Raw genomic sequence first — 26,353 nt, 5'->3', positions numbered from 1 at the left:
CTCCGTGGGGGAGGAGGGATCGGAAGGCACGGGGTGAAAGCCTAACCCGGCTCGCGCTCCACCCGGCTCCCGGCCGGCGTCAGATGACTCCCTGCGCGAGCATCGCGCGCGCGACGCGCTCGAAACCGGCCGCGTTCGCCCCGACGACGTAGTCGCCCGGACGTCCGTAGCGCTCGGAGGCGGCGAAGGCCGCGTCGTGGACGTTCTTCATGATCTCGCGCAGCTTGTTCTCGCTGTCGGCGAAGCCCCAGCGCTGGCGCGACGCGTTCTGGCTCATCTCGAGCGCGGAGGTCGCGACGCCACCCGCGTTCGCCGCCTTGCCGGGGCCGAACAGCACCCCGGCGGCGCGGAACGCGTCGACCGCCTCTGGAGTCGAGGGCATGTTGGCGCCTTCGACCACGACGCGTACGCCGCCGGCGACGAGAGCGCGCGCGTCGTCGCCGTCGAGCTCGTTCTGCGTCGCGGACGGAATGGCGACGTCGACCGCGGTGCGCCACGGACGGCCACCCTCGACGTACGTCGCGCCCGGCCGGTGATCCAGGTACGCCGAGATGCGGCGGCGGTCGATCTCCTTGACCTGTTTGAGTATGGCGAGGTCGATCCCGTCTTCGTCGACGATCGTGCCGGACGAGTCGGATGCCGTGACCGGCGTCGCACCGAGCTGGTACGCCTTCTCGATGGCGTATGTCGCCACGTTGCCCGAACCCGATACGGCGACGCGCTTGCCGTCGAGCGAGTCGCCCTCGACGGCGAGCATCTCCTGCGCGAAGAAGACCGCGCCGTAGCCCGTCGCCTCGGTGCGGACCTCGGCGCCGCCCCACTGCACACCCTTGCCGGTGAACATGCCCGACTCGTGACGGTTCGTGATCTTGCGGTACTGCCCGAAGAGGTAGCCGATCTCACGCGCGCCCACGCCGATGTCGCCGGCGGGAACGTCGGTGTGCTCACCGAGATGGCGGTACAGCTCGTTCATGAACGACTGGCAGAAGCGCATGATCTCGGCATCCGACCGGCCGTGCGGGTCGAAGTCGCTGCCGCCCTTGGCGCCGCCGATCCCCTGACCGGTGAGCGCGTTCTTGAAGATCTGCTCGAAGCCGAGGAACTTCACGATCGACAGGTTCACCGTCGGGTGGAACCGCAGTCCGCCCTTGTACGGGCCGAGCACCGAGGAGAACTGCACACGGTAGCCGCGGTTGACCCGGACGGTGCCGGCGTCGTCGAGCCACGGCACGCGGAACATGATCTGCCGCTCGGGCTCGACCAGCCGCTCGAGGATGCCGTCGCGCGCGAGCTCGGGCTGCGCCTCGACGACCGGTGCGATCGCCTCGAGCACCTCGTGGACGGCCTGTTGGAACTCGGGCTCGTGCGGATTGCGCTGCAGGACGGTGGCGAACACCGACTGGACGGATGAGGGCAGGGGAGCGTGTTCGGTCATGGTGGAGCTTTCTGGCCGAGCGGGCGGGACCCGATTCACGCTAGCGGGCGCAGCGGCGCCTGCCCGGCCATATGACGATCGGGACGATGACGAGCGTCGGTCGGTGACCGCGATCACCGACCGACGCGTCATCCGGTGTTCTGCAGACCCGCCGCTACGCCGTTGACGGTGAGCAGCAGCAGGCGCTGCCACTCGGGCGGGGTCGGTGCGTCATGTTCGGTGGAGCGGAGCACCCGCAGCGCGCGCAGCTGCAGCAGCGACAGGGCATCCACGTAGGGGCTGCGCATCTTCACCGCGCGCTGCAGCACGGGCTTGTTGGCGAGCAGACCGTCACCGCCGGCGATGCGCACGACCCAGTCGCGGGTGAGCAGCATCTCGTCGACGACGAGCTGCGCGAGGTCGTCGCGGTCGGCCAGCGCGAGGTGACGACGCGCCATGCGCGGGTCGGCCTTCGCGAGGCTCATCGCCACGTTGTCGATGACCGTCCGCAGGAGCGGCCACTGCTCGTACGCCTCGCGCAGCAGGGCTTCGTCGCCGACCGCCTCGAGCGCGGTCCCGAGGCCGAACCAGCCCGCGAGGTTGATGCGCGCCTGCGTCCAGGCGAAGACCCACGGGATCGCGCGGAGGTCTTCGAGCGACTCGACGGACAGCCCCCGGCGCGCCGGGCGCGAGCCCAGGGCGAGGAGTCCGATCTCCTCCATCGGCGTGACGGCGGCGAACCACGGGGCGAAGCCCGGTGCCTTCACGAGCGAGAAGAAGCGCTCGCGCGAGGCGGCATCCATCGTCGCCGCGACGTCGGCGTACCGCTCCGCGGCGCGGCTGTTGCGCTCTTCGATCGATGGCGCCGACGCCAGCAGGATCGCCGCGGCGACCTGGTCGATGTGGCGCAGGGCGATGTCGGGGTCGCCGTAGCGGGCGAAGATGACCTCGCCCTGCTCGGTGAGCTTGAACCGGCCGTCGACGGAGTGCGGGGGCTGCGCGAGGATCGCAGAGTTCGCGGGGCCGCCTCCGCGGCCGAGCGCGCCGCCGCGCCCGTGGAACAGGGTCAGTTCGATCTGCTGCTCCTGCGCCCAGGCCGCGATGCGTGCCTGGGCCTCATAGAGAGCGAGGTTGGCCGCGACGGGTCCGACGTCCTTCGACGAGTCGGAGTAGCCGAGCATGACCTCCAGCCGCCGGCCGGTCGCGTCCAGGCGGGCGGCGAACGCCGGGTGGTCGACGATCTCCGCGAGGATCCCGGGCGCCGCCTGCAGATCGGCGAAGGTCTCGAACAGGGGGATGACGTCGAGCACGGGGGGCGTGCCGTCGGGGCCGACGGCCTGGCGCGCGAGGGCGTGCACGTTCGCGAGGTCGTCCGCCGACTGCGTGAACGACACGATGTATCGGCCGGCCGCTCGCGGACCGAAGCGCTTCTGCACCTGCGAGATGGTGCGGAAGACCTCCAGCACCTCGACCGCGAGATCGCTCAGGTCGCCGCCGGCCTCGCACTCGGCGAGCACCTTGGCGTGGACGGCGGAGTGCTGGCGGACCTCGAGCTCGGCGAGGTGGAAGCCGAAGGTCTCGACGGCCCAGATCAGCTGTTGCAGCGCGCCGAACGCCTGACGCTTGGCCCCGGCCTCGTCGAGCGAGCTCTGCACGACGCGCAGGTCGGCGAGGAACTCCTCGGGGTCGCTGTAGGCGAGATCAGCGTTGCGCGCCCGGGTCGCGCGGATGCGCCGTGTGAGCAGCATCATGACGCGCTTGTGGTGCTCGCCGGGTGCACGCTTGACGGCGTCGGCCGCGCCTTCGTCGTCGGATGCCGCCAGGCGATCCCAGAGAGCCCGCAGTGCGCTGCTCGGCGGGGTGGTCTCTCCCGACATCGTCAGCCCGCGGCCGACGCGCTCGGTGCTGCGCTCGAGTCCGAGCAGGACGTGCTCGGCAGCGATGCCCGCCGCCTTCTTCGTGACCGACGCGGTGACGAAGGGGTTGCCGTCGCGGTCGCCTCCGACCCACGTGCCGAGGCGAACGAACGGCGCGACGACCGGGGGCCGGCTGCCGGCGACCTCGCCCTGCAGCGCGTCGTCGAGGCGGCGGTATACCAGGGGGATCGTCGTGTAGAGCGTGTCGTCGAACACCGCCATGACGGCCCGCACCTCGTCGGTCGGCGTCGGCTTCTCCGCGCGCAGCGGCGAAGTGCGCCACAGGGTGTCGATCTCCTCGAGCATGCGCCGATGTGCGCGGCGGTGCTCGGCGCCTCCGGCAGCAGAGTTCTCGAGCGTCTCGAGCAGGGTCACCAGTCGTCGAATGCTCTGCGACACCGCGCGCCGCCGCGCCTCGGTCGGGTGAGCGGTGAAGACGGGGTGGAAACGCAGCTCGCGCAGACGCCGAGCGGCTTCGTCCTCGCCGACCTCGCTCGAGAGCTGGGCGTAAGCGGCGGGGATCGAGTCGCTCGCGCTGTCCTGGTCGGAGACGCCGGCGCGCTCGCGCAGGAGCCGGACGCGCTGGTGCTCCTCAGCGAGGTTGACGAGGTGGAAGTAGACCGTGAACGCGCGCGCGACCTCGTCGGCGCGGTCGACGCTGAACGATTCGGCGATCGCGGCAGCCCGTTCGAACGCCTCCGGGGAGTCGTCGGTGTAGGCCTGGATGGTGGCGCCCCGCAGCCGTTCGACGTCGTCGAAGAGACCGGGGGAGCCGCTCTCTCGCAGCACCTGTCCCAGCATCGAACCGAGCATGCGCACGTCGGAGCGCATCGCCTCGGGAATCTCCTGCTCGGCCTCGTATCGGCCGACGAGATCGATCGCTTCGGTTCGGGTCAGCTCGCGCATGCCTCCCAAATTACTGGCACCCGCGGGGTCTGATTGACACGGTCGTCGTACACATGCCGCTCGGCCCCGCTGTGTTACGCCGGACTACCCTGGGACTCCCCGTCCGAAGGAGCCCGATGTCCGATCCGCTGCGCGCTGCCGCCGACACGATGCGCGCCGTCCGCGACCGATGCGTGTGGACGGCGCAGATCTCCCATCGCGACCTCGTCCCGTACCTGATCGAGGAGTCGGCGGAGGTCGTGGATGCCGTCGAGGCCGGTACCGCTGCGGATCTTCGCGAAGAGCTGGGCGACCTCCTCTGGCAGGTGCTGTTCCATGCCGAGATCGCGTCGCGCTCGGCATCCGACCCCTTCGACATCGACGACGTCGCCCGGGGCCTCACCGAGAAGATGGTGCGGCGGCATCCGCATGTCTTCGGCGACGAGACGGCGGAGACGCCGGAGCAGGTGCTCGTGCTGTGGAACGCGGCGAAGGCGGCCGAGAAGCGAACCCGCACGAGCGTGCTCGACGGCGTGTCCGTCCACATGCCGACGCTCGCTCTCGCGCAGAAGATGCTCGCCAAATCGGCTCCTGTCCTGTCGGCGGCGCTGCCGCTCCCCGCGGAGCCGCCCGCCGACGAGGCCGAGCTCGGCGAGGCGTTGCTCGGCCTCGTCGCGCACGCCCGCGCCCAGGGATGGGATGCCGAACGCGCGCTTCGCGAACGGCTGCGCATCCTCGACGCCGACATCCGCGCGGCCGAAGGCGCCGGTGACTCCGCCGCCGACCTGGAAGGATAGGACGGTGCCCACCGTGAACCCGCCGCGCGGCATGCGCGACTTCCTTCCCGCCGACAAAGCCCGCCGCGAGCGCGTTCTCGCCGTCGTCCGCGAGCGCTATCGCGCGCACGGCTTCGACGAGATCGAGACGCCGGTCATGGAGGAGTACGGACGTCTCCACGCCGGCATCGGCGGCGACAACGAGAAGCTCGCCTACAACGTCCTCGCGCGCGGACTCGACGCCGACGGCATCCGCGCCGCGGCCGACGACCCGGCCGCGCTGACGGACCTGGGGCTCCGCTACGACCTGACGGTGCCGCTCGCCCGCTTCTACGCCTCGCACCGTGCGGAGCTGCCGACGGTGTTCCGTGCGATCCAGATCGCGCCGGTGTGGCGCGCGGAGCGGCCGCAGAAGGGCCGTTACCGGCAGTTCGTGCAGTGCGACATCGACATCATCGGCGACGCGACCCCGCGGGCGGAGGCTGAGTTGATGGCGGCGAGCCTCGACGCGCTCGACGCGCTCGGACTAACCGGAGCCTCGGTCCGCGTCAACGACCGGCGCGTGCTCGACGAGATGCTCGCGACGTTCGGTTTCGCCGAGGCCGAGCGCCCGGGCGTGCTCATCACGATCGACAAGCTCGACAAGCTCGGCACCGACGGCGTCGTCGCCGAGCTGCGCGAGCGCGGCGCGACACCGGCCGCCGCTGATGCGTTCGAGGCGTTCCTTCGACGTCCGCAGGCGGATGCCGCGGGGTTCGACGCCGACGGCATCCGCTCGCGACTGCCCGAGGGCGTGGGCGACGACGTCATCGCCCACCTCGTCGGCATCGGTGAGGCCGTGCGCGCGGCGCGCGGCGGCTCGGCCGAGGTGCCGCTGGTCTTCGACCCGTTCCTCGTGCGCGGCATGGGCTACTACACCGGCACGATCTTCGAGCTCGCGCACCCGTCGGTGTCGTACTCGCTCGGCGGGGGCGGTCGCTACGACGGCATGATCGGCCGGTTCCTCGGCTCGGACGTGCCGGCCGTGGGCTTCTCGCTGGGATTCGAACGGCTCGTCGACCTGCTCGGCGCGTCCGCGGGCGATGATCGCACCGGCATCGTCCTCGTCCACGATCGTGACGTGCCGCTTCCCGAGCTCCTCGCCGCGAAGTCGCACCTGGTCGAGACCGGCTCCCGGGTGCGGCTCGAGCAGCGCCCGAAGAACCTCAAGGCGCTCCTGGAGCGCGCCGCCGCCGACGGCTACGCCTCGTTCGTCACGCTGCGCGCGGGGGAGGATGTCCGCTCGGCCGAGCCGCGCTCCATCGACTGACGATGATACTCCTCGTCAACGGGAGGTTGACGTTCTTCGATGTGTCAACCTAGTGTTGACGCATGGAAGAGCGCACCTCACGTCGGCAGATCATCCGGTTCCGATGGGCGGCGGCCGTGGCCGCCATCGCGGGATCCGTCCTCGCGATCCTGGCCATCGGGTTCGACTTCTCGGGCTTCTGGGGTGGCTTCGTGCTGGGCACAGGGGTCGGGTCGATCGTGCTCGCCGCCTACCTCTCGGGCCTCGTCACGGGGATGAGCCGCGCTCTGTCGGCTCCGACGTGGCTCCCCGCTCGCGAGACCGGGTCGGTGTGAGCCCTCACCGCGTCAGCGCTCCCGTCGGCGGTGCCAGCACCGCTCCAGCTGGCATCGACAGCATCGGCGACGACATCGGTCGCATCGTCCTCGATGCCGCAGGGGTGCAGGAGGCGGAGGGACTCGACGCCGAGGGGCACGTGCAGCTCATCGCCGCCAGCGCCGCGGCCGAGCGGGCGGCGCGCACACTTCTGCATCGGTCGGTCGTGGCGGCGCGCGCCGGCGGAGCCAGCTGGTCGCGCATCGGTGCGGAGCTCGGGATGTCGCGTCAGGCTGCGCAGCAACGCTTCGGAGCTGATCCGTCGGCGGGGGAGGAGTCGGCGGAGGAGCGATGGCTCGGACCCGTCACCGCGTTCGACGAGCTGCCCGAACTCGAGGCGGCGGGGCGGCAGGGGTGGCGGACCGTGGGAGCCGGGATGCTCGCGCACCGGATGCGACGCACCGACACCCAATGGGAGCATCGCCGCATCCTGTGGCGGGTGTCGCTGGATCGGGAGCGTCAGGACGGCTGGGAGGTCGGCTGCCGGGCGTTCCCCTGGATCTACCTGGTGCGGGATCTCGGCATCCCACCCGTCGCCGACTGACCCTCCGCGGGCCCGTTCGCGTGAGCGTCGGACGGTCTTCCGCGTTCGTTCACCCGGCGGTGTTGTGCTGGCGCCATGACCACACCTGCGGTGCGCATCGCCGCTGCCGTCGGCGGTGCCGTTCTCTCGGCCGGGGCCGTCGCGCTCACCTCGCGCGTCGTCCTCACCCGGCAGGCCGCGCTCGCGCGGGAGCGGATCGGCAAGCCCCTGGGCGAGCTCGCACTCGACGCGGACCGGCTGTGGCGCCGCTCCTACGCCGGCGAGCCGGTGCGTCTGGTGATGCTCGGCGATTCGCTCGCCGCGGGGCTCGGGGCGGAGCGTCGGAAGGACACCCTCGGCGGACGGCTCGCCCGGGGACTGGCGAAGCGGGCGCGCCGCCCCGTGCGGCTTCGCACGGGCGCCGTCGTGGGCGCGGAGTCGGCGACGCTGCCGGACCAGATCGCAGCGCTCGGCGACGATGCCGCCGCAGACGTCGCCGTCATCGTCGTCGGAGGCAACGATGTGACGCACCGGATCCCGCCCGGCGACGCCGCCCGCAGCCTCGCCGACGCGGTCGAGGCGCTCCGCTCCCGAGGATGCGCCGTCGTCGTCGGCACCTGCCCCGACCTCGGCGCCCTCCGTCCGGTTCCGCAGCCGCTGCGGAGCTTCGCATCGCGGGCGTCGCGGGCGCTCGCCGACGCGCAGGAGACGGCGGCGCGGGCAGCCGGTGCACGGGTCGTCTCACTCCGACGCGCCGTGGGGCCGGTGTTCGTCGACCGCCCGGACGAGATGTTCTCCCTGGACCGGTTCCACCCCAGCGCCCTCGGTTACCGGCGCACCGCCGACGCGCTGCTCCCGGCCGTGTTCGCGGCCCTCGACGACGCGACGGCGGCGCGGATGCTGGCGCGCGCGGACGTCGTGCGGTTGGCTGAGAGCATGACGACCGACCCCACTCCCGATAGCTGGAGACGCACCGACGCGTACCTGACGGCCACCCTCGTGACACCCGATCCGGATCTGGATGCCGCTCTTGCGGACCAGCGTGCGGCGGGACTCCCCGCGATCGAGGTCTCGCCGCTCAGCGCCAAGCTCCTGCAGCTGCTCATCCGGATCGGTGGCGTACGGCGGGTTCTCGAGATCGGCACGCTCGGCGGGTTCTCCACCATCGCGATGGCCCGCGCCCTGCCGGGGGACGGGCGGCTGCTGACGATCGAGGCGGAGCCGCGCAACGCCGAGGTCGCCCGCACCAGCATCGCGCGGGCCGGGGTCGACGACCGCGTCGAGGTGCGGGTCGGTCGAGGCGCCGACGTGCTCCCGGACGTCGACGAGGAGTTCGACCTGGTCTTCATCGACGCCGACAAGGAGTCCAACACGATCTACCTCGATCACGCGGCGCGATTGACCCGCCCCGGTGCGATCGTCGTCGTCGACAACGTCGTGCGCGCGGGACGTGTCAGCGATCCCGCGACGGAGGACGAGCAGGTGGCGGGCACCCGGCGAGGACTCGAGATGCTCGCCCGTGATCCGCGTTTCGACGCGACCGCGCTGCAGACCCTCGATCTCAAGGGCTGGGACGGCGTCGCGATCGCGCTGCGGGTCGACCCCGCGTCATAGTCCCGGCAGGCCCGGTGGCGGCGGCCCCGGTCATCACTAGACTCAGAGTGGACCGACGACGCTCCACGACTCACCCTCCACAAGCAAGGAGTACCCCTGTGGCACTGATCGAGGCTGTAGGCGCACGCGAGATTCTGGATTCGCGTGGCAACCCGACCGTTGAAGTGGAGGTGCTCCTCGACGACGGCATCGTCCAGCGTGCGGCCGTCCCCTCCGGCGCATCCACCGGCGCGTTCGAGGCGTACGAGCTCCGCGACGGCGACAAGAGCCGCTACGGCGGCAAGGGCGTGCTCAAGGCCGTCACGGCCGTCATCGACGAGCTCGGCCCCGCCATCGAGGGCGTCGACGCGAGCGAGCAGCGCATCATCGACGAGATCCTCATCGAGACCGACGGCACCGAGAACAAGTCGCGCACGGGCGCGAACGCCATCCTCGGCGTCTCGCTCGCCGTTGCGAAGGCCGCGGCCGACTCGGCAGACCTGCCGCTGTTCCGCTACCTCGGCGGACCGAACGCGCACGTCCTGCCCGTCCCGCTGTTCAACGTCATCAACGGTGGCGAGCACGCCGACAACGGCATCGACATGCAGGAGTTCTTCCTCGCGCCGATCGGCGCAGAGACCTTCAGCGAGTCGCTGCGCTGGGGCACCGAGGTCTACCACGTCCTCAAGGGCGAGCTGAAGGCCGCCGGCTACGCCACCGGCCTCGGCGACGAAGGCGGTTTCGCGCCCGACCTGCCCAGCAACCGCGAGGGCCTCGAGTTCCTCGTCAAGGCGATCGAGAAGGCCGGTTTCAAGCCCGGCTCCGAGATCGCCCTGGGTCTCGACGTTGCGGCGACGGAGTTCTTCAACGACGGCGTCTACCGCCTCGACAACAAGGACTGGAACGCCGAGCAGCTGACGGACTACTACGTGCAGCTCGTCAACGACTTCCCGATCGTCACGATCGAGGACGCCCTCGCCGAGGACGACTGGGACAACTGGACCGCCCTCACCGAGAAGCTCGGCGACAAGGTGCAGCTGGTCGGCGACGACCTGTTCGTCACCAACCCGGCGCGTCTGGCCGACGGCATCCGCCGCAAGGCCGCCAACTCGCTCCTGGTGAAGGTCAACCAGATCGGCACGCTGTCCGAGACGCTCGACGCGATCGCGGTCGCGCACCGCGCCGGCTACACCACGATGCTGTCGCACCGCTCGGGTGAGACCGAGGACACGACCATCGCCGACCTGTCGGTGGCGGTCAACGCCGGTCAGATCAAGAGCGGCGCGCCCGCGCGCTCGGAGCGTGTGGCGAAGTACAATCAGCTTCTGCGCATCGAGGAGGAGCTGGGTGACGCCGCGGAGTTCATCGGCCGCGCTGCGTTCCCGCGATTCCAGGGCTGATCAGCGCTGAAACGTGACGAGAGGGGGAGCCGTGGTCAAGACGACGGCTCCCTCTTCTCGTTCCCGGCGGCGTGTCGACGTCCGCGAGTGGATGGGCGGCATCCGGGTGTCGGGCTTCGCCTTCATCATGCTCGGGCTCGTCGTTCTCGCGGCCTGCGTGCTGGTCCCGTCGGTCAGCACGTACCTCGACCAGCGCGCGCAGATCGCCGCGCTGGAGGAATCGGTGCGCGTCGGTCAGGACGAGGTCGACGCTCTCTCCGCCGAGCGCGAGCAGTGGCGCGATCCGGCGTTCATCATGACGCAGGCGCGCGAGCGGCTCTATTACGTTCGTCCCGGCGAAGTCGTCTACCTCATCGACGACGATCTCCCGGCATCCGCGGTGCCCGATGATCCGGCGGCAGTCTCGAGCGACGTCGAACGTACCCGCACCGACTGGATGTCGCAGTTCGTGCGCTCGGTCGTGACCAGCGGATCCGCGCGTACGGCCGCCACCGCCCCGTGAGCACCGGTGCCGTGCCGCCCCAGGAGTCAGCCGGCGGCGGACGGTAGCCTGTCAGGGTGACTGCTCCCGCTCTGACGCCCGCGACCGACGCCGACCTCGAGGTCATGCGCGAGCAGCTGGGACGCCCGATGCGCGGCGTGGTGGGGATCGCGGCGCGGTGCGTGTGCGGCAATCCGACGGTCGTGTCGACCGAGCCGCGGCTGCCCGACGGCACGCCGTTCCCGACGTTCTACTACCTCACCCACCCCGGTGCCACCGCCGCGATGTCGGCGCTCGAGGCGACCCATGTCATGCGGGAGCTCTCCGACCTGCTGGCCGACGATTCCGACGTCGCCGCGGCCTATCAGCGCGCCCACGAGCAGTACCTCGCCGACCGCGCCGCGTACGGGGAGGTCGAAGAGATCGCTGGCATCTCGGCCGGGGGCATGCCGACGCGCGTCAAGTGCCTGCACGCCGTCGCCGCCCACGCCCTCGCGGCAGGGCCCGGGGTCAACCCCATCGGCGACCTCGCGCTCGAGCGATCCACCTGGTCGCCCGAGCGGTGCAGCTGCGCGAACCCCCGGGTGGCCGCGTGACCCGGCGCGTCGGGCGATTCCTGCGCGCGACGGTCGTCGGCGTGCTCGTCGTCACCGCGGCGACGGCGGGGGCGGTGGCGCCTCCGACCGACCCGGCGCGCCAGGCGGAGTATTGGCTCGACGACTACGGCATCCGCACGGCGTGGCAGACCACACGCGGTGCGGGTACGACGATCGCGGTCATCGATACCGGCATCGGACGTGGGCCGGCCGAATTCGAGGGGGCGGTCAGCGCGGGAGCGGACTTCTCGGGCTCGGGCAGCGCCGACGGCCGCACTCCGGTGGGAGGCGACGACCGCGACCACGGCAGCTGGGTCGCCTCGCTGGCGGCATCCCGCGGCACGGGTCCCGACGCCGGGATGATCGGGGTGGCACCCGAAGCGAAGCTGCTCTCGCTGTCGATCGGATTCGGCGGCGCCTCCGACATCCCGTTCGCCAGGCAGGTCGCCGACGCCATGACGTGGGCCGTCGACCAGGGCGCCGACGTCATCAACCTCTCCTTCACGACGAACCTGCTCGAATGGGACCCGTCGTGGGACACGGCATTCCAGTACGCGTACGACCACGACGTCGTGGTCGTCGTCGCCGCCGGCAACCGGGGGACCGGCACCGACCGCGTCGGGGCGCCGGCGACGATCCCGGGTGTTCTCACCGTCGGCGGTGTCGACCGCGGCGGAGTCGCGAGCCAGGAGGCGTCGACGCAGGGCATCACGATCGGCATCTCGGCGCCGAGCGAGGGCCTGCTCGGGGTGTCCGCCGACGGCCGGATCGTGGTGTGGGACGGAACCAGCGGGGCAGCCCCGATCGTCGCGGGCGTCGCGGCGCTGGTGCGCTCGGCGCACCCCGGGCTCGACTCGAACAACGTCATCAACCGCATCATCAAGACGGCCCGCGCGGTGCCCGGCGTCTCGGCGAAGCCCGACCCGCTCTACGGATACGGGCTGCTGGATGCCGCGGCCGCGGTGACCGCCGCCGTTCCGGCCGTGTCGGAGAACCCGATGGGCGATCTCGCGGAATGGGTGCGCATCTACCGCCGGGCGGAGCAGGCGCCCGCACCGCAGCCCACGACCTCGCCGATCGCGCTTCCGGAGCTCCCTGCCGCGGACCCTCCGTCTGAAGCCGGTTCGCCGCTGCTGCCGAGCATGAATACGCTGCTGTACGGGACCGTCCCGCTCGTGGGTGCGACCATGGCCGCTATACTGGTGGCGCTCGGCGTCACTGCTGCTGTCCGGCGCATCCGATCGGCCCGCGCGTCGCGCTAGCCGAGCCCCCGATCAAGGAGTTCTTCCGAACGTGTCCACATCTGTGCCCCAGATCCTCGTCGTCGGTGGCGGCTACGCCGGCTTCTACACTGCGTGGAAGCTCGAGAAGCACCTCCGTAAGGGTGAGGCCGAGGTCACCATCGTCGACCCGCTGCCGTACATGACCTACCAGCCGTTCCTCCCCGAGGTGGCCGCCGGTGAGATCGAGGGCCGCCACGTCGTCGTGGGTCTCCGCCGTCACCTCAAGCGGACGAACGTCGTCAACGCCAAGGTCACGAAGATCGACCACGCGAACAAGGTCGCCACGATCACGCCCGCTGAGGGCGAGCCGTGGGAGCACCGTTACGACCAGATCGTCGTGACCGCCGGCGCCGTCTCGCGCACCTTCCCGATCCCGGGCATCGCCGACAACGCGATCGGCCTGAAGACGGTCGAAGAGGCCATGGCGATCCGCGACCGCATCCTCACCAACTTCGACCGCGCGGCGAACCTGCCGGCCGGTCCCGAGCGTGACCGTCTGCTGACGGTCGTCGTCGTCGGCGGCGGCTTCGCGGGCATCGAGGTCTTCGCCGAGCTGCGTGCGATGGCGTCGTCGCTGCTGAAGAGCTACCCCCAGCTGCGCTTCGAGGACACGCACTTCCACCTCATCGAGGCCATGGGCCGCATCATGCCGGAGGTCTCGCTCGAGACGAGCCAGTGGGTGCTGAAGGACCTCGCGAAGAAGGGTGCCAACGTGCACCTCGACACGCAGGTTCAGGGCGCCGAGGGCGGCAATGTCGCCCTGTCGACCGGCGAGGTCATCCCGACCGACGTCATCATCTGGACCGCCGGTGTGATGGCTAACCCGACCGTCGTCCGCGGCAGCGACCTGCCTGTCGAGGAGCGCGGCCGCATCCGCACGCGCGCCGACCTCCGCGTGGGCACGCCCGAGGAGATCGTCGAGGGCGCCTGGGCCGCCGGCGACATCTCGGCCGTTCCCGACCTGAGCGGCGGCGGTGTCGGCGGGTACTGCGTTCCCAACGCGCAGCACGCGGTCCGTCAGGCGAAGCTGCTCGCGAAGAACCTCGTCGCGGTGCTCCGTGGTGAGACGCCGCGCGAGTACTTCCACAAGAACCTCGGTGCCGTCGCAGGTCTCGGCCTCGGCAACGGCGTGTTCCAGTCGGGCAAGATCGCGATCAAGGGCTTCTTCGCCTGGGTCGCGCACCGCGGCTACCACGGCCTCGCGATGCCCTCGTGGGAGCGCAAGTGGCGCGTCGTCGGCGACTGGTGGATGAACTTCTGGCTCGGTCGCGACAACGTGGCGCTCCAGGGCACGCTCACCCCGCGCGCCGCGTTCGAGGAGTTCGCCGCGCGTCCGCGCCCCGCGCAGCCGGCCGCGGAGAACCCGCAGCCGCCGATCGACCCCAAGAGCGTGGCGAAGGACGAGGGCGCCGCAGCGGTGGCCCCGGCCGAGAAGGACAACAAGGTCAACGCGAGCTGACACCCAGCTGCCATGAGGCCCCCGCACCGCACGGTGACGGGGGCCTCATCGTTTCTGCTCAGGGGCCGGCTGCGGGTTGGGTTGGCAGGTTGCGCCCCTTCGCGGGTTGTGAGTGGGCGTGTGCTGCCAGGTGAGGGGGTGGTGTGGGGCCGGCTGCGGGTTGGGTTGGCAGGTTGCGCCCCTTCGCGGGTTGTGAGTGGGCGCGAGCTTTCAGGCGAGGGGGGTGGCGCGGGGCCGGTAACGTGGGGGCGGGCCCCCGTAGCCCAATGGCAGAGGCAGGCGACTTAAAATCGCTTCAGTGTGGGTTCGAGTCCCACCGGGGGTACGGGCGTCGCTTTCGGGCGCGGCTGCGCCACAGCGGCGGTGACCGATGCGAGCACCGCCACCAAGCCGACGGCTTGCAGCGCGCTCAGGGTCTCTCCCGCGACGATCAGCCCGAGCAGCACGGCCACGACGGGGCTCAGCAGTCCGACGAAGGCGGGCAGGCGCGTCGGCAGCGATCGGACGCCCCGGAACCACAGCACGTAGGCGAGGGCGGTGCCGATGAGCGTGAGGTATGCGTAGGCGCCCAGCTCGCTCACCGAGGGGAGCGCGTCCGGGAGCGGCTCGACGAGAAACGTGAGCATCGCGAGCATGAGCCCGCCGGTCACCAGCTGCCACGCCGTCATCGCGAGGGGCGGCTGGCCGGAGCCCCAGCGCTTGGTCAGCACCGTCCCGACAGCCATCGAGACGGCCCCGCCCAGCGCCGCCGCGATGCCGACCGGGTCGAGGTCGGCGCCGCCCGGCGCCACGATGAGCCCGACGCCGACGACCCCGGCGGCGCCTGCGACGACCGTGACGACGGTGAGGCGCTCCGACAGCATCCGCCACCCGAGCACCGCCACGAGGAGCGGCTGGATGCCGCCGACGACGGCGGCGACACCTCCAGGAAGCCGGTCGGCGGCGACGAAGAGGCACCCGAAGAACGCGGTGAAGTTCAGGGTGCCGAGAACCCAGGAACGCCACCACCACGATCCGGTGGGCAGCCGCCGGGCGGCGAGGAGCAGGATCAGTCCCGCCGGCAGGGCGCGCACCGTCGCGATCAGCAGGGGATGCCCCGGCGGGAGGAACGTCGTCGTGGTGAGGTATGTGGTTCCCCAGACGACGGGGGCGATGGCGGTCAGGGCGACGAGAACGACACGATTGCTAAGCACTTAGCCACTATAGCGAAGCGCTTAGCGACTAGGATCGCGGGATGGACCATGTGGATCGGATCCTCGAACAATGGGCGCGCGAGAAGCCCGGCCTCGACGTGAGCCCGATGGCTGTCATCGGGCGACTCGGGCGGGCCGCCGCATCCGTCGACGCGCGGCTCGCCGCGACCTTCGCGAGCCACGGCATCGACGCCGCGACCTTCGACGTCCTCGCGACCTTGACCCGGCAGGGGGCGCCCTATGAGCTGACGCCGGCCGCACTCGCCGCGGATGCCATGATCACCTCCAGTGCTGTCGCACAGCGGCTGAACCGACTCGAGGGCCTCGGCTACGTCAGCCGCCATCCCGACCCCGCGGACGGCCGTGGCAAGATCGTCCGGCTGACCGCGCACGGTCGCGCCGTCGTCGAACGCGTGCTCCCGGACCATCTGGAGACCGAGCGTGCGGCGCTCGCGCCGCTCTCGGACGACGAGCAGGCGCAGCTCGCCGAGCTGCTCTCCCGACTCGCCCCCGGTGGGTAAGACCTGCGAGTTCCGCCGCGCGGCGGATTCGGCCCGAGGCGCGCTGGTTAGACTGGTCGCAGAGAGAGGGGACATGCAATGGAGTGGCTGATCCCGGTCATCGTCGTCGTCGCGCTGCTTGCCATCGTCGGCATCTATCTGTGGGCGACGTACAACTCGCTCGTGGCGCTGAACGTCCGTGTCGACGAGGCGTGGAGCGACATCACGGTGCAGTTGAAGCGCCGCGCCGACCTCCTCCCCAACCTCATCGACACGGTTCGTGGCTATGCCGCTCACGAGAAGGCGGTGTTCGAGAACGTCACCCGTGCGCGCGCGGAGATCCTGTCGGCGAGCGGACCCGCCGAGGCGGGCGTGGCGGAAGGCCACGTGCAGCAGGCTCTGAAGTCGCTCTTCGCGGTCGCGGAGGCGTACCCCCAGCTACAGGCCAGTCAGAACTTCCTCCAGCTGCAGCAGGCGCTCGTCGACACCGAAGACAAGATCCAGGCCTCTCGCCGCTTCTACAACGGCGGCGTGCGCGAGCTGAACACGAAGATCAAGGTGTTCCCCAACAACCTGTTCGCCCGCAGCCTCGGATTCACCGAGCGCGAGTTCTTCGAGGTAGAGAACGGGGCGGCGATCGCCGAGCCCCCGCGCGTCCAGTTCTGAGCACCCGCTCTGAGACGGCTCCGGGCGGTCGGGCGGGCGCGCCCCGGAGTCTTAGACTGACGGGATGAGCGACGACAAGGTCGGGCGGTCGTTCCTCGACGCCCTGCGCAACCGGACCGTTGCGACCGAGACGTCGACGAGCATTCCTCGCGGCCTGCGTCTGGCGACGGCGTACTCGTGGCGGCTGCTCGTGGTCGCGGCCGCCGCCGGCGTGGCCATCTGGATCATCATCCAGTTGAAGCTGCTCGTCATCCCGCTGCTCATCGCCATCCTCATCGCCGCCCTCCTGTGGCCCGGACTGCTCTGGATGCTCGAGCACCGTGTGCCGCGCTGGGCAGCGATCGTGCTGAGCGTGCTCGCGACGATCGCCGTGATCTCGGGTCTGCTCTGGCTCGCGATCTGGCAGATCAGCCGGCAGTGGGCGTCCGTGCAGGCGCGCACGGTCGAAGCGGTCGGTCAGCTCCGCCAGTACCTCATCGACGGACCGCTCCATCTCACCTCGACGGAGATCGACGGCCTGTTGAAGCAGGGCTGGGGCTTTCTCGAGCAGCAGGCCTCGCTCCTGTGGTCGGGCGCCCTCGCGATCGGATCCACCGTGGGTCATGTGGCCACCGGCGCGCTCTTGGTGCTGTTCATCCTGCTGTGCATCCTCGCTGACGGCGGTCGCATCTGGCGCTGGGTCGTCCGCCTCTTCCCGCGTCAGGCGCGGCCCGCGGTCGACGGCGCGGGTCGCACCGGATGGCGCACGGTCGTGACCTACGCCCGCACGCAGCTGCTCGTCGCGACGATCGACGCGACGGGCATCGGCCTGGGCGCGCTGTTCCTCGGCGTGCCGCTGGCCGCTCCCATCGCGGTGCTGGTGTTCCTCGGAGCGTTCATCCCGTTCGTCGGCGCCGTTGTCACGGGAGCTCTCGCCGTCTTCCTCGCGCTCGTCTACAACGGCCCCTGGATCGCCCTGTGGATGCTCGTGATCGTGCTCGGTGTGCAGCAGCTCGAGGGGCACATCCTGCAGCCGTTGCTGATGGGGTCGGCTGTGAAGGTCCATCCGCTCGCCGTCGTCATCGTCGTCGCCGGCGGAGCGATGATCGCGGGCATCCCGGGCGCGCTGTTCGCCGTGCCGCTGGCCGCATTCGTCAACGTCGTCGTGCTCTACATTTCGCGACGATCGTGGGAGACCGGGGTCGCGCCGCGACCCGATGAGATGATCTGGAGCACTGTGCCCCGAGACCGGAGGAAGAACGCATGACCGGACCCACTCCGGCCGATCTCGACGCCGCGGCAGCCGTGCTCGACGGCGTCGTCACCCGCACGCCGATGGAGTACTCCGAGCACCTCTCGGATCTCCTGGGCGTGCCCGTGCACCTGAAGCTCGAGAACCTGCAGCGCACCGGGTCGTTCAAGATCCGCGGCGCGACCTACCGCCTCTCCCGGCTGACCGCGGAGGAGCGCGCTCGCGGTGTGGTCGCGGCCTCGGCCGGCAACCACGCGCAGGGCGTCGCGCTCGCAGCGCAGAAGCTCGGCATCCCGGCGACGATCTTCATGCCGCTCGGGGTTCCCGTTCCCAAGCTTCTCGCTACTCGCGGCTATGGCGCGGACGTCGTGCTCGAGGGAGCGACGGTCGAGACGCCGCTCCGCCTGGCGGCGGAGTTCGCGGAGCGGACGGGTGCGGTGCTCATCCATCCGTTCGACCACCCCGACGTCATCACGGGACAGGGGACGCTCGGGCTCGAGCTCGTCGACCAGGTGCCCGACATCGAGACGCTTCTGGTTCCCATCGGGGGAGGCGGGCTCATCGCCGGTGTCGCGGCCGCCGTGAAGGGCCGCGCGGCGGCCGAGGGGCGACGGGTGCGCGTGATCGGCGTTCAGGCCGAGAACGCCGCCGCCTATCCCTCGTCGCTGGCGGCGGGGATGCCGCTGGCGGTCGAGACGACGCCGACCATCGCCGACGGCATCGCGGTCGCGCGTCCCGGTGACGAGACGTTCGCGGTGATCCGCGAGCTCGTCGACGAGGTCGTGACCGTCTCGGACGACGACATCGCCCGCGCGCTCCTGGTGCTCCTCGAGCGTGCGAAGCAGGTCGTCGAGCCGGCGGGCGCCGTCGGCGTCGCCGCGATCCTCGCGGGCAAGGTCACGTCGTCGGGACCGACGGTCGCGGTCCTCTCCGGCGGGAACATCGACCCCCTGCTGCTGCAGCGGGTGGTGTCACACGGACTCGCGGCATCCGGACGCTACATGACGCTGCAGATCCCGCTGCCCGACCGTCCCGGCCAGCTCGCACGCGTCTCGGAGCTGTTGTCGGTCGCGGGGGCGAACGTGATCGAGGTGCTGCACACCCGCCACGGGCAGGGGCTGCAGATCAGCGAGGTCATCCTCCAGCTCAGCGTCGAGACGCGGGGCGAGGAGCATCGCGCTCAGGTCATCTCGATCCTCGAGGATGCCGGCTTCGCGCCGAAGGTCGTCGCCGATTGACGAACGACGGCGCGAAGCCGAGAGGTCACTGACCCGAGTAGGTCTCGACCTTGACGATCTCGACGGAGATCTCGCGTCCGTTGGGCGCGGTGTAGGAGGTCTTGTCGCCCTCCTTGAGGCCGAGGATCGCCTCGCCGAGCGGTGAGGCCTCGCTGTAGACGTCGAGCTCGGAGCCGGCGGCGATCTCGCGGCTGCCGAGCAGGAAGACCTCCTCGCCGCCCGCGACGAGCGCGGTGACGACGGTCCCCGACAGCACCGTGCCGTCGGACTCGGGGGCCTCGCCGACGGTGGCGTCCTTGAGCAGCTGCTGGAGCGTGCGGATGCGCGCCTCCTGCTTGCCCTGCTCGTCCTTGGCGGCGTGGTAGCCGCCGTTCTCCTTCAGGTCGCCTTCCTCGCGAGCTGCCTCGATGCGCTTGGCGATCTCTTCGCGGCCCGTCGTCGAGAGGTGTTCGAGCTCCGCGACGAGACGGTCGTAGGCGTCCTGCGTGAGGAAGGTGACGGGAGCGTCGTTCGACATGTGATCTCCTTGGACTGGCGCGGCGCACAGCCGCCTATGGCGAACGCCCCGGCATCCGACCGGGGCGCACAAGAAATGCCTAGACTACGGGATCCAGCAGGAGGTCACCAAACCATTCGTCGCGAGGGCGACGGTGGGGATGGTCTCGGTGAAAGCTCGCGAGACGCCGTCCGCCGCGGGGTATTCCACGACGCGCCAGCCGACCACGCCGTGCTCGGTGTCCTGCGCCTCGAGCGCACAGGCGAGCGGCTTGTCGCGCGCGCCGCTGACTTGGAACGAGACGACGACGGAATGCTCGTCGATCACCTCGAACCCGGTGGCGTCGGTGTCGACGGAGGTGATGGCCCCGCTGACCGTCGTCCACGCCACGAGTCCGAGGATGCCCGCGCCGAGGACGCCCGCGACGGCGATCAGGATGCGGCGGGAACGCTTCTCGCGCGTCCGACCGTAGCGCTGGTCGAGCTTGAGCTGCGTCGTCATGGTGGCGGTCTCCGAGGGGGTTCTGACGGGATTAGGCTGGTGTTTCCAGGCTAAGCGCTTCTCGCGCAGATCGAGGAACCATGAACTCCCTCCTGTGGCTCACATCGGCGGCGACTCCGATCCCCGAGATCACGGTCGACCCCACGTCGGTCACCCCCGGTCCGTGGGGCTTCGGAGCGATCGTGATCCTGACGATCGCGGTGGTGCTCCTGCTGCTCGACATGCTGCGACGGGTCCGGCGCGGCCGGTACCGCGCCGAGGTGCGCGAGCAGCTCGACGAGGAGGATGCCGCCGCTCGCGGCGAGCAGGACGCCGACACCCGCTGACCCCGGGCGCCGGCCTCAACCCGCGTGGTATGCGGGCTGGAGCGCGATGAGCAGGCACGCCGTCCAGTGGCAGAGGAACGCCAGGACCGTGCACACGTGGAAGATCTCGTGGAATCCGAAGTGTCCCGGCCAGGGGTTCGGCTTCTTCAGCGCGTAGACCACGGCGCCGCCGCTGTAGAGCAGACCACCGACGATCACGAGGATCATCATGGCGGCGTTGGCCTGGAACAGCGGCACGATGTACATCACGGCGGCCCAGCCCAGTGCGAGGTACAGCGCGACGTAGAGCCAGCGCGGCGCGTGTATCCAGAACACGCGGAAGAATATCCCCGCGATCGCGCCTCCCCACACCAGTGAAAGCAGCAGCACGGTCTGCTCGGTGGGAAGCGCCAGCACCGCCAACGGCGTGTAGGTTCCGGCGATCAGAAGCAGGATGTTCGCGTGGTCGATCCGCTTGAGGATCGCCTTGGTGCGCGGTTTCCAGTCGAAGCGGTGATAGAGCGCCGAGTTGCCGAACAGAAGCAGCGAGGTGGTCATGAACACGGCGCTCGCCCACTTGGCCGGCGCGCCCTGTGCGAGGACGATCAGAACGATGCCGGCGGCGATCGCCACGGGGAAGGTTCCGGCGTGGATCCAGCCCCGCCACGACGGGCGCAGCTCGATCTGAGCGCTCGCAGCAGCGGCGTCCAACAGGGGGAGCTGGGGCATCTCGACGCCCTCATCGGGTGCGGGTCGGGTCACATTACGAGAGTACGCGCCGCCATATGCCAGCGTTCACATGAGGGCGGGGAGTAACGTAGGGGAGTGGCTGCGAACCGCGGACGAGGACCCCTCTATCGCCTGTATGCGTCCCGGCTGCGCCGGCACCTGACGCCGGAGACCGTTCCGCATCACGTCGCCATGATGATCGACGGCAATCGCCGGTGGGCGCGCCAGGCGGGCTACCCGACTCCTGCGGAGGGGCACCGCGCCGGGGCGGCGAAGATGTACGAGTTCCTGCGGTGGTGCGACGAGCTCGGCATCCGCGTCGTGTCGCTCTACCTGCTCTCCCACGACAACCTCGCCAAGCGCGACTCGCGTGAACTCGCCGACCTGCTCGAGATCATCGCGGAGCTGGCCGAGACGCTCTCGAGCGAGCCGGGCTGGCGCGTGCAGCACGTGGGCCGTGCGGCGCAGCTGCCCGAGGACCTCGCCCGCGTTCTCGCCAAGGCCGAGGACCGCACCCGGGACAACACCGGTCTGCACGTCAACCTGGCGGTGGGATACGGCGGGCGGGGCGAGATCGTCGACGCCGTGCGCAGCATCATCACGAGCCACCACGAGCGGGGCGGATCGATGGAGGAGCTCGCGGAGAGTCTGACGCCCGAGCAGATCGGCGAGCACCTCTACACCGGTGGGCAGGCCGACCCCGATCTCGTCATCCGCACATCGGGTGAACAACGCCTGAGCGACTTCCTGCTGTGGCAGTCGGCCCACAGCGAGTTCTACTTCGTCGAGGCGCTCGGTCCGGACCTTCGCGAAGTGGACTTCCTGCGCGCAATCCGCGACTTCGCGACGCGCGACCGCCGCTTCGGCGGCTGACGCGCCTGGTCCGCAACGCAGAGTTCACCGTCGCGAAATGTTCGCGGGCGTGTCGCGCTGGTGGCGCGCAGGTCGGCCGCCGTACTGTCGTCGCAACGGGCACGGCGCCCGTTCGAGTCGGCCTTCTCACGACTCGTGACCCCTGGTCGACTCGTGTGAATCGGGTGAGACACCCGAGGCGGGGAGTGGGTTGTGGCCGCACGAGCAACAGAGCAGCAGCGTCGCGTCATCCACGGCGGAGGTGAGGAGCTCGACCAGGAGCTGCGCACCTACGTGCTGGACACGTCGGTCCTGCTGAGCGATCCGCGAGCGTTGTTCCGCTTCGCCGAGCATTCGGTGGTCGTCCCCGTCGTGGTCGTCACCGAACTCGAGGGAAAGCGGCACGATCCCGAGATCGGGTACTTCGCGCGCCAGGCGCTGCGTCACCTCGACGACCTGCGGGTCGAGCACGGCCGTCTCGACTTCCCGGTGCCGGTCGGTGAAGGCGGCACATTGCGCGTCGAGCTGACGAACACCGACCCCTCTGTGCTTCCGGCGGGGATGCGGCTGGGCGACAGCGACACCCGCATCCTCGCCGTCGCCATGCACCTCGCTCAGGAGGGTCAGCCCGTCACGGTGGTGTCGAAGGACCTGCCCATGCGCGTCAAGGCGGCCTCGCTCGGCATCAGCGCCGAGGAGTATCTCGCCGAGCAGGCCGTGGACTCCGGATGGACCGGGATCGCCGGCATCGATCTCTCCGGTGACGAGATGAGCGACCTCTACGAGAGCGAGGTCGCCACGAGCGACGAGGTGCGCGGGGTGCCCGTGAACACCGGACTCGTGATCCACTCCGAGCGCGGCTCCGCGCTCGGGCGGGTGACGGGCCCGGGCTCGTTCCGCCTCGTACGGGGCGACCGCGACGTCTTCGGGCTGCACGGACGTTCGGCCGAGCAGCGGATCGCGATAGACCTCCTGCTCGACCCCGAGGTCGGCATCGTCTCGCTCGGCGGCCGAGCCGGGACCGGCAAGTCAGCCCTCGCGCTGTGCGCGGCCCTGGAATCGGTGCTCGAGCGGCAGCAGCAGCGCAAGATCATCGTGTTCCGCCCCCTCTTCGCCGTCGGCGGGCAGGAGCTCGGGTATCTTCCCGGCGACGCCCAGGAGAAGATGAATCCCTGGGGCCAGGCCATCTTCGACACGCTCGGGTCGGTCGTCTCCGCGAACGTCGTCGAGGAGATCATCGCGCGCGGGCTGCTCGAGGTGCTGCCGCTCACCCACATCCGGGGCCGCTCGCTCCACGACGCGTTCGTCATCGTCGACGAGGCCCAGTCGCTCGAGCGCAACGTGCTGCTGACGGTGCTGAGCCGCATCGGTCAGAACTCGCGTGTCGTGCTCACCCACGATGTCGGGCAGCGCGACAACCTGCGGGTGGGACGCCACGACGGCATCGCCTCGGTCATCGAGACGCTCAAGGGACACGACCTGTTCGGGCACGTGACGCTCATGCGGTCGGAGCGTTCGGCGATCGCTGCGCTCGTGACCGATCTTCTCGAGGCGGGGGAACTCAGCTAGTCCCGGATGGGGCCGGCCTCGGGAAGACCGGGGCCGGCCTCACTCCCAGCGGTAGCCCTCGCCGCGCACCGTCACGATGCGCGATGCGCCGACCTTGCCGCGCAGATAGCGAACGTACACGTCGACGACGTTGGAGCCCGGGTCGAAGTCGAGCTCCCAGACGCGGCTGAGCAGCGTCTCGCGGCTGAGGACCTCCCCGGCATGGCGGAGGAACTGCTCCGCGAGGGCGAACTCGCGCGCCGACAGGTCGATGTCCCGACCATCGACCGTCGCGCGGCGGGTCAGCATGTCGAGACTGACCCCGTCGCGGGTGATGACGGTGGCCGGGCCCGCGCTCTCGCGCAGTCGCGAACGCACACGAGCGAGGAGCTCGGCGACCACGAACGGCTTCGGCACGTAGTCGCTCGCACCGGCATCCAGCCCCTCGACCGTGTCGTTCGTGCCGCTGCGCGCGGTCAGCATGATGACGGGTACCGCCGAGCCCGACGCCCGGATGCGGCGCAGCACGTCGAAGCCATCGATGCCGGGGAGCCCCACGTCGAGGATGATCAGGTCGACCTGCTCCGCCTCGAACAGCTCGAGCGCCGTCTCGCCGTCCTCGGCGACGAGGGATTCGAGCCCGTCGGTGCGCAGCGCGCGCTCGAGGAGGGCGATGATGTGGGGCTCGTCGTCGACGAGCAGGATGCGGGTCATCCGATCTCCTTGCGCTGCAGGACGACTTCTCCCGCCCTCACCGGCGCCGGAAGACGCAGGCTCGAACGGAGCGGAATCGTGATGGTGAAGGTCGCGCCGCCGCCGGCGGTGTCGGTGACGGCGCAGGATCCGCCGTGGCCCTTGGCGATCGCGTCGACGATCGCGAGGCCGAGCCCCGAGCCGCCCGCCGATCGGCGACGGCCGCCGCGGTCGAACCGGCGGAAGATGCGGTGGCGAGCCGCCGGCGGGATGCCCGGGCCGTGGTCGCGCACCCAGAGGTGGAAGGCTCCGGCGTAGACGCCGCTGCCGAGCTCGATGGCCGTGCCGGCCGGGGTGTGCTTCGCGGCGTTGTCGGCAAGCTGAAGCCACGCCTGCAGCAGGCGGTCGGCGTCGCCGTGGATGATGCCGCGCTGCGTGGCCTCCACCGCCCATTCGTGGCCGGGGATGACGGTGACGAGGTCGACCACCCGCTGAGTGAGGCCCTCGATGTCGACCTCGTCCATGGCGAAACGCTCTCCCTCGACCGAGGCGAGCAGGTCGATGTCGCCGATGAGGCGCGTCATCCGGTCGAGCTCGCCGATCGCGATCTCGCGCACGGTGTCGACATCCGCGGGGTCGGTCGCGTCGACGAGCTCGAGGTGCCCCCGCACGATGGCGATCGGCGTCTTGAGCTCGTGGCGCACGTCGTCGAGCAGCCGTCGCTGCGACTCGACCGCCGCATCGAAGGCGTCCTGCGCCGCCGCCTCGCGCGGCGGGGTGGCCAGGAGAGGCCAGCCCACGAGCCACAACGTGACGAGGGTGCCGACGCCGACGGCGGCGAACACGAGGACCGCTGCCCAGGGGAGCTCTGCTCCGAGCAGGAGGAAGACCAGCAGCGAACCGATCGCGGCGACGACGAAGCCGGCGCACACGATCACCAGGACGATCCCCAGGATGCGTGCGCGCCGGGCCTCCGACCGCGACGGGTTCACCCTCCGATTATCAACCAGGGTGCGTCATCGACAGCAGGTCGAGCTTCTCGTCGAGCTGCGCCTCGGTCAGCTCGCCCCGCTCGACGTAGCCCAGGTCGAGCACGGCCTCGCGAACCGTGATGCCCTTGGCGACGGAGTGCTTGGCGATCTTCGCGGCAGCCTCGTATCCGATGAGCTTGTTCAGCGGGGTGACGATCGACGGCGACATGCCGGCGAACGCGGCGGCACGCTCGACGTTCGCCTCCAGGCCGGCCACCGTCTTGTCGGCCAGTACGCGCACGGCGTTCGAGAGAAGGCGGATCGACTCGAGCAGCGCGGTGCCCATCACCGGGATGGCGACGTTCAGCTCGAACGAGCCGGATGCTCCGGCCCACGCGACCGTGGCGTCGTTTCCGATCACCCGGGCGGAGACCATCAGCACAGCCTCGGGCACGACGGGGTTGACCTTGCCGGGCATGATCGACGACCCGGGCTGCAGGTCGGGGATGTGGAGCTCGCCGAGGCCGGTGTTCGGGCCCGAGCCCATCCAGCGGATGTCGTTGTTGATCTTCGTCAGCGACACGGCGATGGTGCGCAGTGCGCCGGACGCCTCGACGAGGCCGTCTCGGTTGGCCTGGGCCTCGAAGTGGTCCTTCGCCTCGGTGATCGGCAGTTCGGTCTCGGCCGCCAGCAGCTCGATGACCTTCTGCGGGAAGCCGAGGGGCGTGTTGATGCCCGTCCCGACGGCGGTGCCGCCGAGGGGGACCTCGCCGACGCGCGGCAGCACGGCCTGGACGCGCTCGATGCCGAGCCGCATCTGGCGCGCGTAGCCGCCGAACTCCTGACCGAGGGTCACCGGCGTGGCATCCATGAGGTGGGTGCGACCGGACTTCACGACGTCCTTCCACTCCTCGGCCTTCGTCTCGAAGGCGACCGCGAGGTGGTCGAGGGAGGGGATGAGGTCGTCGATGAGCGCCTGGGTCACGGCGATGTGCACCGAGGTGGGGAAGACGTCGTTGGAGGACTGCGACGCGTTGACGTGGTCGTTCGGGTGCACCGTGCTGCCGAGCGCGCGGGTCGCGAGGGTGGCCAGCACTTCGTTCATGTTCATGTTCGACGAGGTGCCGGAACCGGTCTGGTACGTGTCGACGGGGAAGTGCGCGTCGTAGCGGCCCGTGACGACCTCATCCGCTGCTCCGGCGATCGCGTCCGCGATGGCGGGGTCGAGCGTGCCGAGCTCCTTGTTGGCGAGCGCCGCGGCCTTCTTGATCCGTGCGAGAGCGGCGATCTGGCTCGACTCGAGCCCCGAGCCCGAGATCGGGAAGTTCTCGACCGCGCGCTGGGTCTGCGCGGCGTAGAGGGCGTCCTTCGGGACGCGGACCTCTCCCATGGTGTCGTGCTCGATGCGGTACTCGATGTCGGTCACGTCGTTGTTCCTCTC

26 protein-coding genes, 1 tRNA gene and 1 pseudogene are annotated in these 26,353 nt (G+C 70.4%); 19 read left to right on the top strand and 9 right to left on the bottom strand.

Annotated features, from left to right (window positions below; all coding sequences use genetic code 11):
* Positions 1 to 79 precede the first annotated feature (79 nt).
* The gene (gene gdhA / locus CBF90_RS04765; protein WP_088380015.1) at positions 80 to 1,435 is read right to left on the bottom strand and encodes an NADP-specific glutamate dehydrogenase; all 1,356 of its coding nucleotides are present in this window, start codon (positions 1,433 to 1,435) and stop codon (positions 80 to 82) included.
* 128 nt (positions 1,436 to 1,563) lie between these two features.
* The gene (locus tag CBF90_RS04760; protein WP_088380014.1) at positions 1,564 to 4,236 is read right to left on the bottom strand and encodes a phosphoenolpyruvate carboxylase; all 2,673 of its coding nucleotides are present in this window, start codon (positions 4,234 to 4,236) and stop codon (positions 1,564 to 1,566) included.
* 116 nt (positions 4,237 to 4,352) lie between these two features.
* Here CBF90_RS04760 and CBF90_RS04755 point away from each other — a divergent pair, with 116 nt between their 5' ends.
* The 12 genes and pseudogenes from CBF90_RS04755 to CBF90_RS04700 all read left to right on the top strand — a co-directional run bounded on the left by CBF90_RS04755 (position 4,353) and on the right by CBF90_RS04700 (position 14,314).
* A complete protein-coding gene (locus tag CBF90_RS04755; protein ID WP_242435586.1) occupies positions 4,353 to 5,012 on the top strand; it encodes a MazG family protein in 660 nt (219 codons plus the stop codon).
* Between the two features lie 31 nt (positions 5,013 to 5,043).
* Positions 5,044 to 6,300, top strand: coding sequence for a histidine--tRNA ligase (gene hisS / locus CBF90_RS04750; protein WP_242435590.1), 1,257 nt, complete (start codon positions 5,044 to 5,046; stop codon positions 6,298 to 6,300).
* A 62-nt stretch (positions 6,301 to 6,362) separates the two neighbouring features.
* Positions 6,363 to 6,614, top strand: a complete 252-nt coding sequence (locus tag CBF90_RS04745; protein WP_071918021.1) for a hypothetical protein — start codon at positions 6,363 to 6,365, stop codon at positions 6,612 to 6,614.
* Positions 6,611 to 7,198, top strand: a complete 588-nt coding sequence (locus tag CBF90_RS04740) for a hypothetical protein (RefSeq protein ID WP_237049175.1) — start codon at positions 6,611 to 6,613, stop codon at positions 7,196 to 7,198. The genes CBF90_RS04745 and CBF90_RS04740 overlap by 4 nt, the downstream gene beginning before the upstream one ends.
* A gap of 75 nt (positions 7,199 to 7,273) precedes the next feature.
* Positions 7,274 to 8,017, top strand: a pseudogene (locus tag CBF90_RS18755) (SGNH/GDSL hydrolase family protein); the annotation flags it as partial.
* Positions 8,018 to 8,113: 96 nt separating this feature from the next.
* Positions 8,114 to 8,791, top strand: coding sequence for an O-methyltransferase (locus CBF90_RS04730; RefSeq protein WP_084670435.1), 678 nt, complete (start codon positions 8,114 to 8,116; stop codon positions 8,789 to 8,791).
* Between the two features lie 98 nt (positions 8,792 to 8,889).
* Entirely contained in the window at positions 8,890 to 10,170 is a 1,281-nt protein-coding gene (gene eno / locus CBF90_RS04725; RefSeq protein ID WP_023950384.1) for a phosphopyruvate hydratase, read from the top strand.
* Positions 10,171 to 10,201: 31 nt separating this feature from the next.
* Positions 10,202 to 10,672: a septum formation initiator family protein gene (locus CBF90_RS04720; RefSeq protein ID WP_237049176.1), complete on the top strand. Its 471-nt coding sequence runs from the start codon at positions 10,202 to 10,204 to the stop codon at positions 10,670 to 10,672.
* 104 nt (positions 10,673 to 10,776) lie between these two features.
* Positions 10,777 to 11,247 carry a DUF501 domain-containing protein gene (locus CBF90_RS04715; protein WP_081731800.1) on the top strand — a complete coding sequence of 157 codons (471 nt, stop codon included), beginning with the start codon at positions 10,777 to 10,779 and terminating at the stop codon, positions 11,245 to 11,247.
* Entirely contained in the window at positions 11,244 to 12,509 is a 1,266-nt protein-coding gene (locus CBF90_RS04710; RefSeq protein WP_242435585.1) for a S8 family serine peptidase, read from the top strand. The genes CBF90_RS04715 and CBF90_RS04710 overlap by 4 nt, the downstream gene beginning before the upstream one ends.
* Positions 12,510 to 12,552: 43 nt before the next feature.
* Positions 12,553 to 13,989 (top strand): NAD(P)/FAD-dependent oxidoreductase, encoded by a 1,437-nt coding sequence (locus CBF90_RS04705; protein WP_036304558.1) that lies wholly within the window; start codon positions 12,553 to 12,555, stop codon positions 13,987 to 13,989.
* A 252-nt stretch (positions 13,990 to 14,241) separates the two neighbouring features.
* Positions 14,242 to 14,314: transfer RNA gene (locus tag CBF90_RS04700), tRNA-Leu, on the top strand.
* Here the strand turns inward: CBF90_RS04700 and CBF90_RS04695 are convergent.
* On the bottom strand, positions 14,274 to 15,182 hold the full coding sequence (locus CBF90_RS04695) for an EamA family transporter (protein ID WP_197690560.1): 909 nt from the start codon (positions 15,180 to 15,182) through the stop codon (positions 14,274 to 14,276). The two genes, CBF90_RS04700 and CBF90_RS04695, sit on opposite strands and share 41 nt — an antisense overlap.
* Positions 15,183 to 15,223: 41 nt before the next feature.
* On the opposite strand from CBF90_RS04695, the gene CBF90_RS04690 reads away from it, so the two are divergent.
* From CBF90_RS04690 to ilvA, 4 genes are all read left to right on the top strand, one after another.
* Positions 15,224 to 15,703 carry a MarR family winged helix-turn-helix transcriptional regulator gene (locus CBF90_RS04690; RefSeq protein WP_088380011.1) on the top strand — a complete coding sequence of 160 codons (480 nt, stop codon included), beginning with the start codon at positions 15,224 to 15,226 and terminating at the stop codon, positions 15,701 to 15,703.
* A gap of 78 nt (positions 15,704 to 15,781) precedes the next feature.
* Positions 15,782 to 16,348, top strand: coding sequence for a LemA family protein (locus tag CBF90_RS04685; RefSeq protein WP_023950398.1), 567 nt, complete (start codon positions 15,782 to 15,784; stop codon positions 16,346 to 16,348).
* 64 nt (positions 16,349 to 16,412) lie between these two features.
* Positions 16,413 to 17,594 carry an AI-2E family transporter gene (locus CBF90_RS04680; RefSeq protein ID WP_064956485.1) on the top strand — a complete coding sequence of 394 codons (1,182 nt, stop codon included), beginning with the start codon at positions 16,413 to 16,415 and terminating at the stop codon, positions 17,592 to 17,594.
* Positions 17,591 to 18,817, top strand: coding sequence for a threonine ammonia-lyase (ilvA, locus tag CBF90_RS04675; RefSeq protein WP_064956486.1), 1,227 nt, complete (start codon positions 17,591 to 17,593; stop codon positions 18,815 to 18,817). The genes CBF90_RS04680 and ilvA overlap by 4 nt, the downstream gene beginning before the upstream one ends.
* Before the next feature lie 25 nt (positions 18,818 to 18,842).
* Here ilvA and greA read toward each other — a convergent pair whose 3' ends face one another.
* A complete protein-coding gene (gene greA / locus CBF90_RS04670) occupies positions 18,843 to 19,334 on the bottom strand; it encodes a transcription elongation factor GreA (protein ID WP_023950404.1) in 492 nt (163 codons plus the stop codon).
* Between the two features lie 84 nt (positions 19,335 to 19,418).
* Positions 19,419 to 19,814, bottom strand: a complete 396-nt coding sequence (locus tag CBF90_RS04665) for a DUF4307 domain-containing protein (RefSeq protein WP_071918024.1) — start codon at positions 19,812 to 19,814, stop codon at positions 19,419 to 19,421.
* 80 nt (positions 19,815 to 19,894) lie between these two features.
* Between CBF90_RS04665 and CBF90_RS04660 the strand changes: the two genes are divergently transcribed.
* Complete coding sequence (locus tag CBF90_RS04660) at positions 19,895 to 20,140, top strand: hypothetical protein (RefSeq protein WP_023950407.1); 246 nt, start codon at positions 19,895 to 19,897, stop codon at positions 20,138 to 20,140.
* Between the two features lie 15 nt (positions 20,141 to 20,155).
* Here CBF90_RS04660 and CBF90_RS04655 read toward each other — a convergent pair whose 3' ends face one another.
* Positions 20,156 to 20,848, bottom strand: a complete 693-nt coding sequence (locus CBF90_RS04655; RefSeq protein ID WP_023950408.1) for a hemolysin III family protein — start codon at positions 20,846 to 20,848, stop codon at positions 20,156 to 20,158.
* Between the two features lie 96 nt (positions 20,849 to 20,944).
* Here CBF90_RS04655 and CBF90_RS04650 point away from each other — a divergent pair, with 96 nt between their 5' ends.
* Positions 20,945 to 21,721: an isoprenyl transferase gene (locus CBF90_RS04650; protein WP_023950409.1), complete on the top strand. Its 777-nt coding sequence runs from the start codon at positions 20,945 to 20,947 to the stop codon at positions 21,719 to 21,721.
* Positions 21,722 to 21,949: 228 nt separating this feature from the next.
* The gene (locus tag CBF90_RS04645; protein ID WP_052007714.1) at positions 21,950 to 23,269 is read left to right on the top strand and encodes a PhoH family protein; all 1,320 of its coding nucleotides are present in this window, start codon (positions 21,950 to 21,952) and stop codon (positions 23,267 to 23,269) included.
* A gap of 39 nt (positions 23,270 to 23,308) precedes the next feature.
* Here the strand turns inward: CBF90_RS04645 and CBF90_RS04640 are convergent, their stop codons facing one another.
* The 3 genes from CBF90_RS04640 to CBF90_RS04630 are packed head-to-tail and all read right to left on the bottom strand — an operon-like array spanning position 23,309 to position 26,338.
* Positions 23,309 to 23,962, bottom strand: a complete 654-nt coding sequence (locus tag CBF90_RS04640) for a response regulator transcription factor (RefSeq protein WP_088380010.1) — start codon at positions 23,960 to 23,962, stop codon at positions 23,309 to 23,311.
* The gene (locus CBF90_RS04635; RefSeq protein ID WP_023950412.1) at positions 23,959 to 24,933 is read right to left on the bottom strand and encodes a cell wall metabolism sensor histidine kinase WalK; all 975 of its coding nucleotides are present in this window, start codon (positions 24,931 to 24,933) and stop codon (positions 23,959 to 23,961) included. Before CBF90_RS04635 ends, CBF90_RS04640 begins: the two co-directional genes overlap by 4 nt.
* 10 nt (positions 24,934 to 24,943) lie before the next feature.
* On the bottom strand, positions 24,944 to 26,338 hold the full coding sequence (locus CBF90_RS04630; protein ID WP_023950414.1) for an aspartate ammonia-lyase: 1,395 nt from the start codon (positions 26,336 to 26,338) through the stop codon (positions 24,944 to 24,946).
* Positions 26,339 to 26,353: the final 15 nt, after the last annotated feature.

This window comes from Microbacterium sp. AISO3 (genome assembly GCF_002204305.1).
Taxonomy (GTDB): Bacteria; Actinomycetota; Actinomycetes; order Actinomycetales; family Microbacteriaceae; genus Microbacterium; species Microbacterium arborescens.
This window is presented reverse-complemented; position numbering and strand designations above follow the sequence as displayed.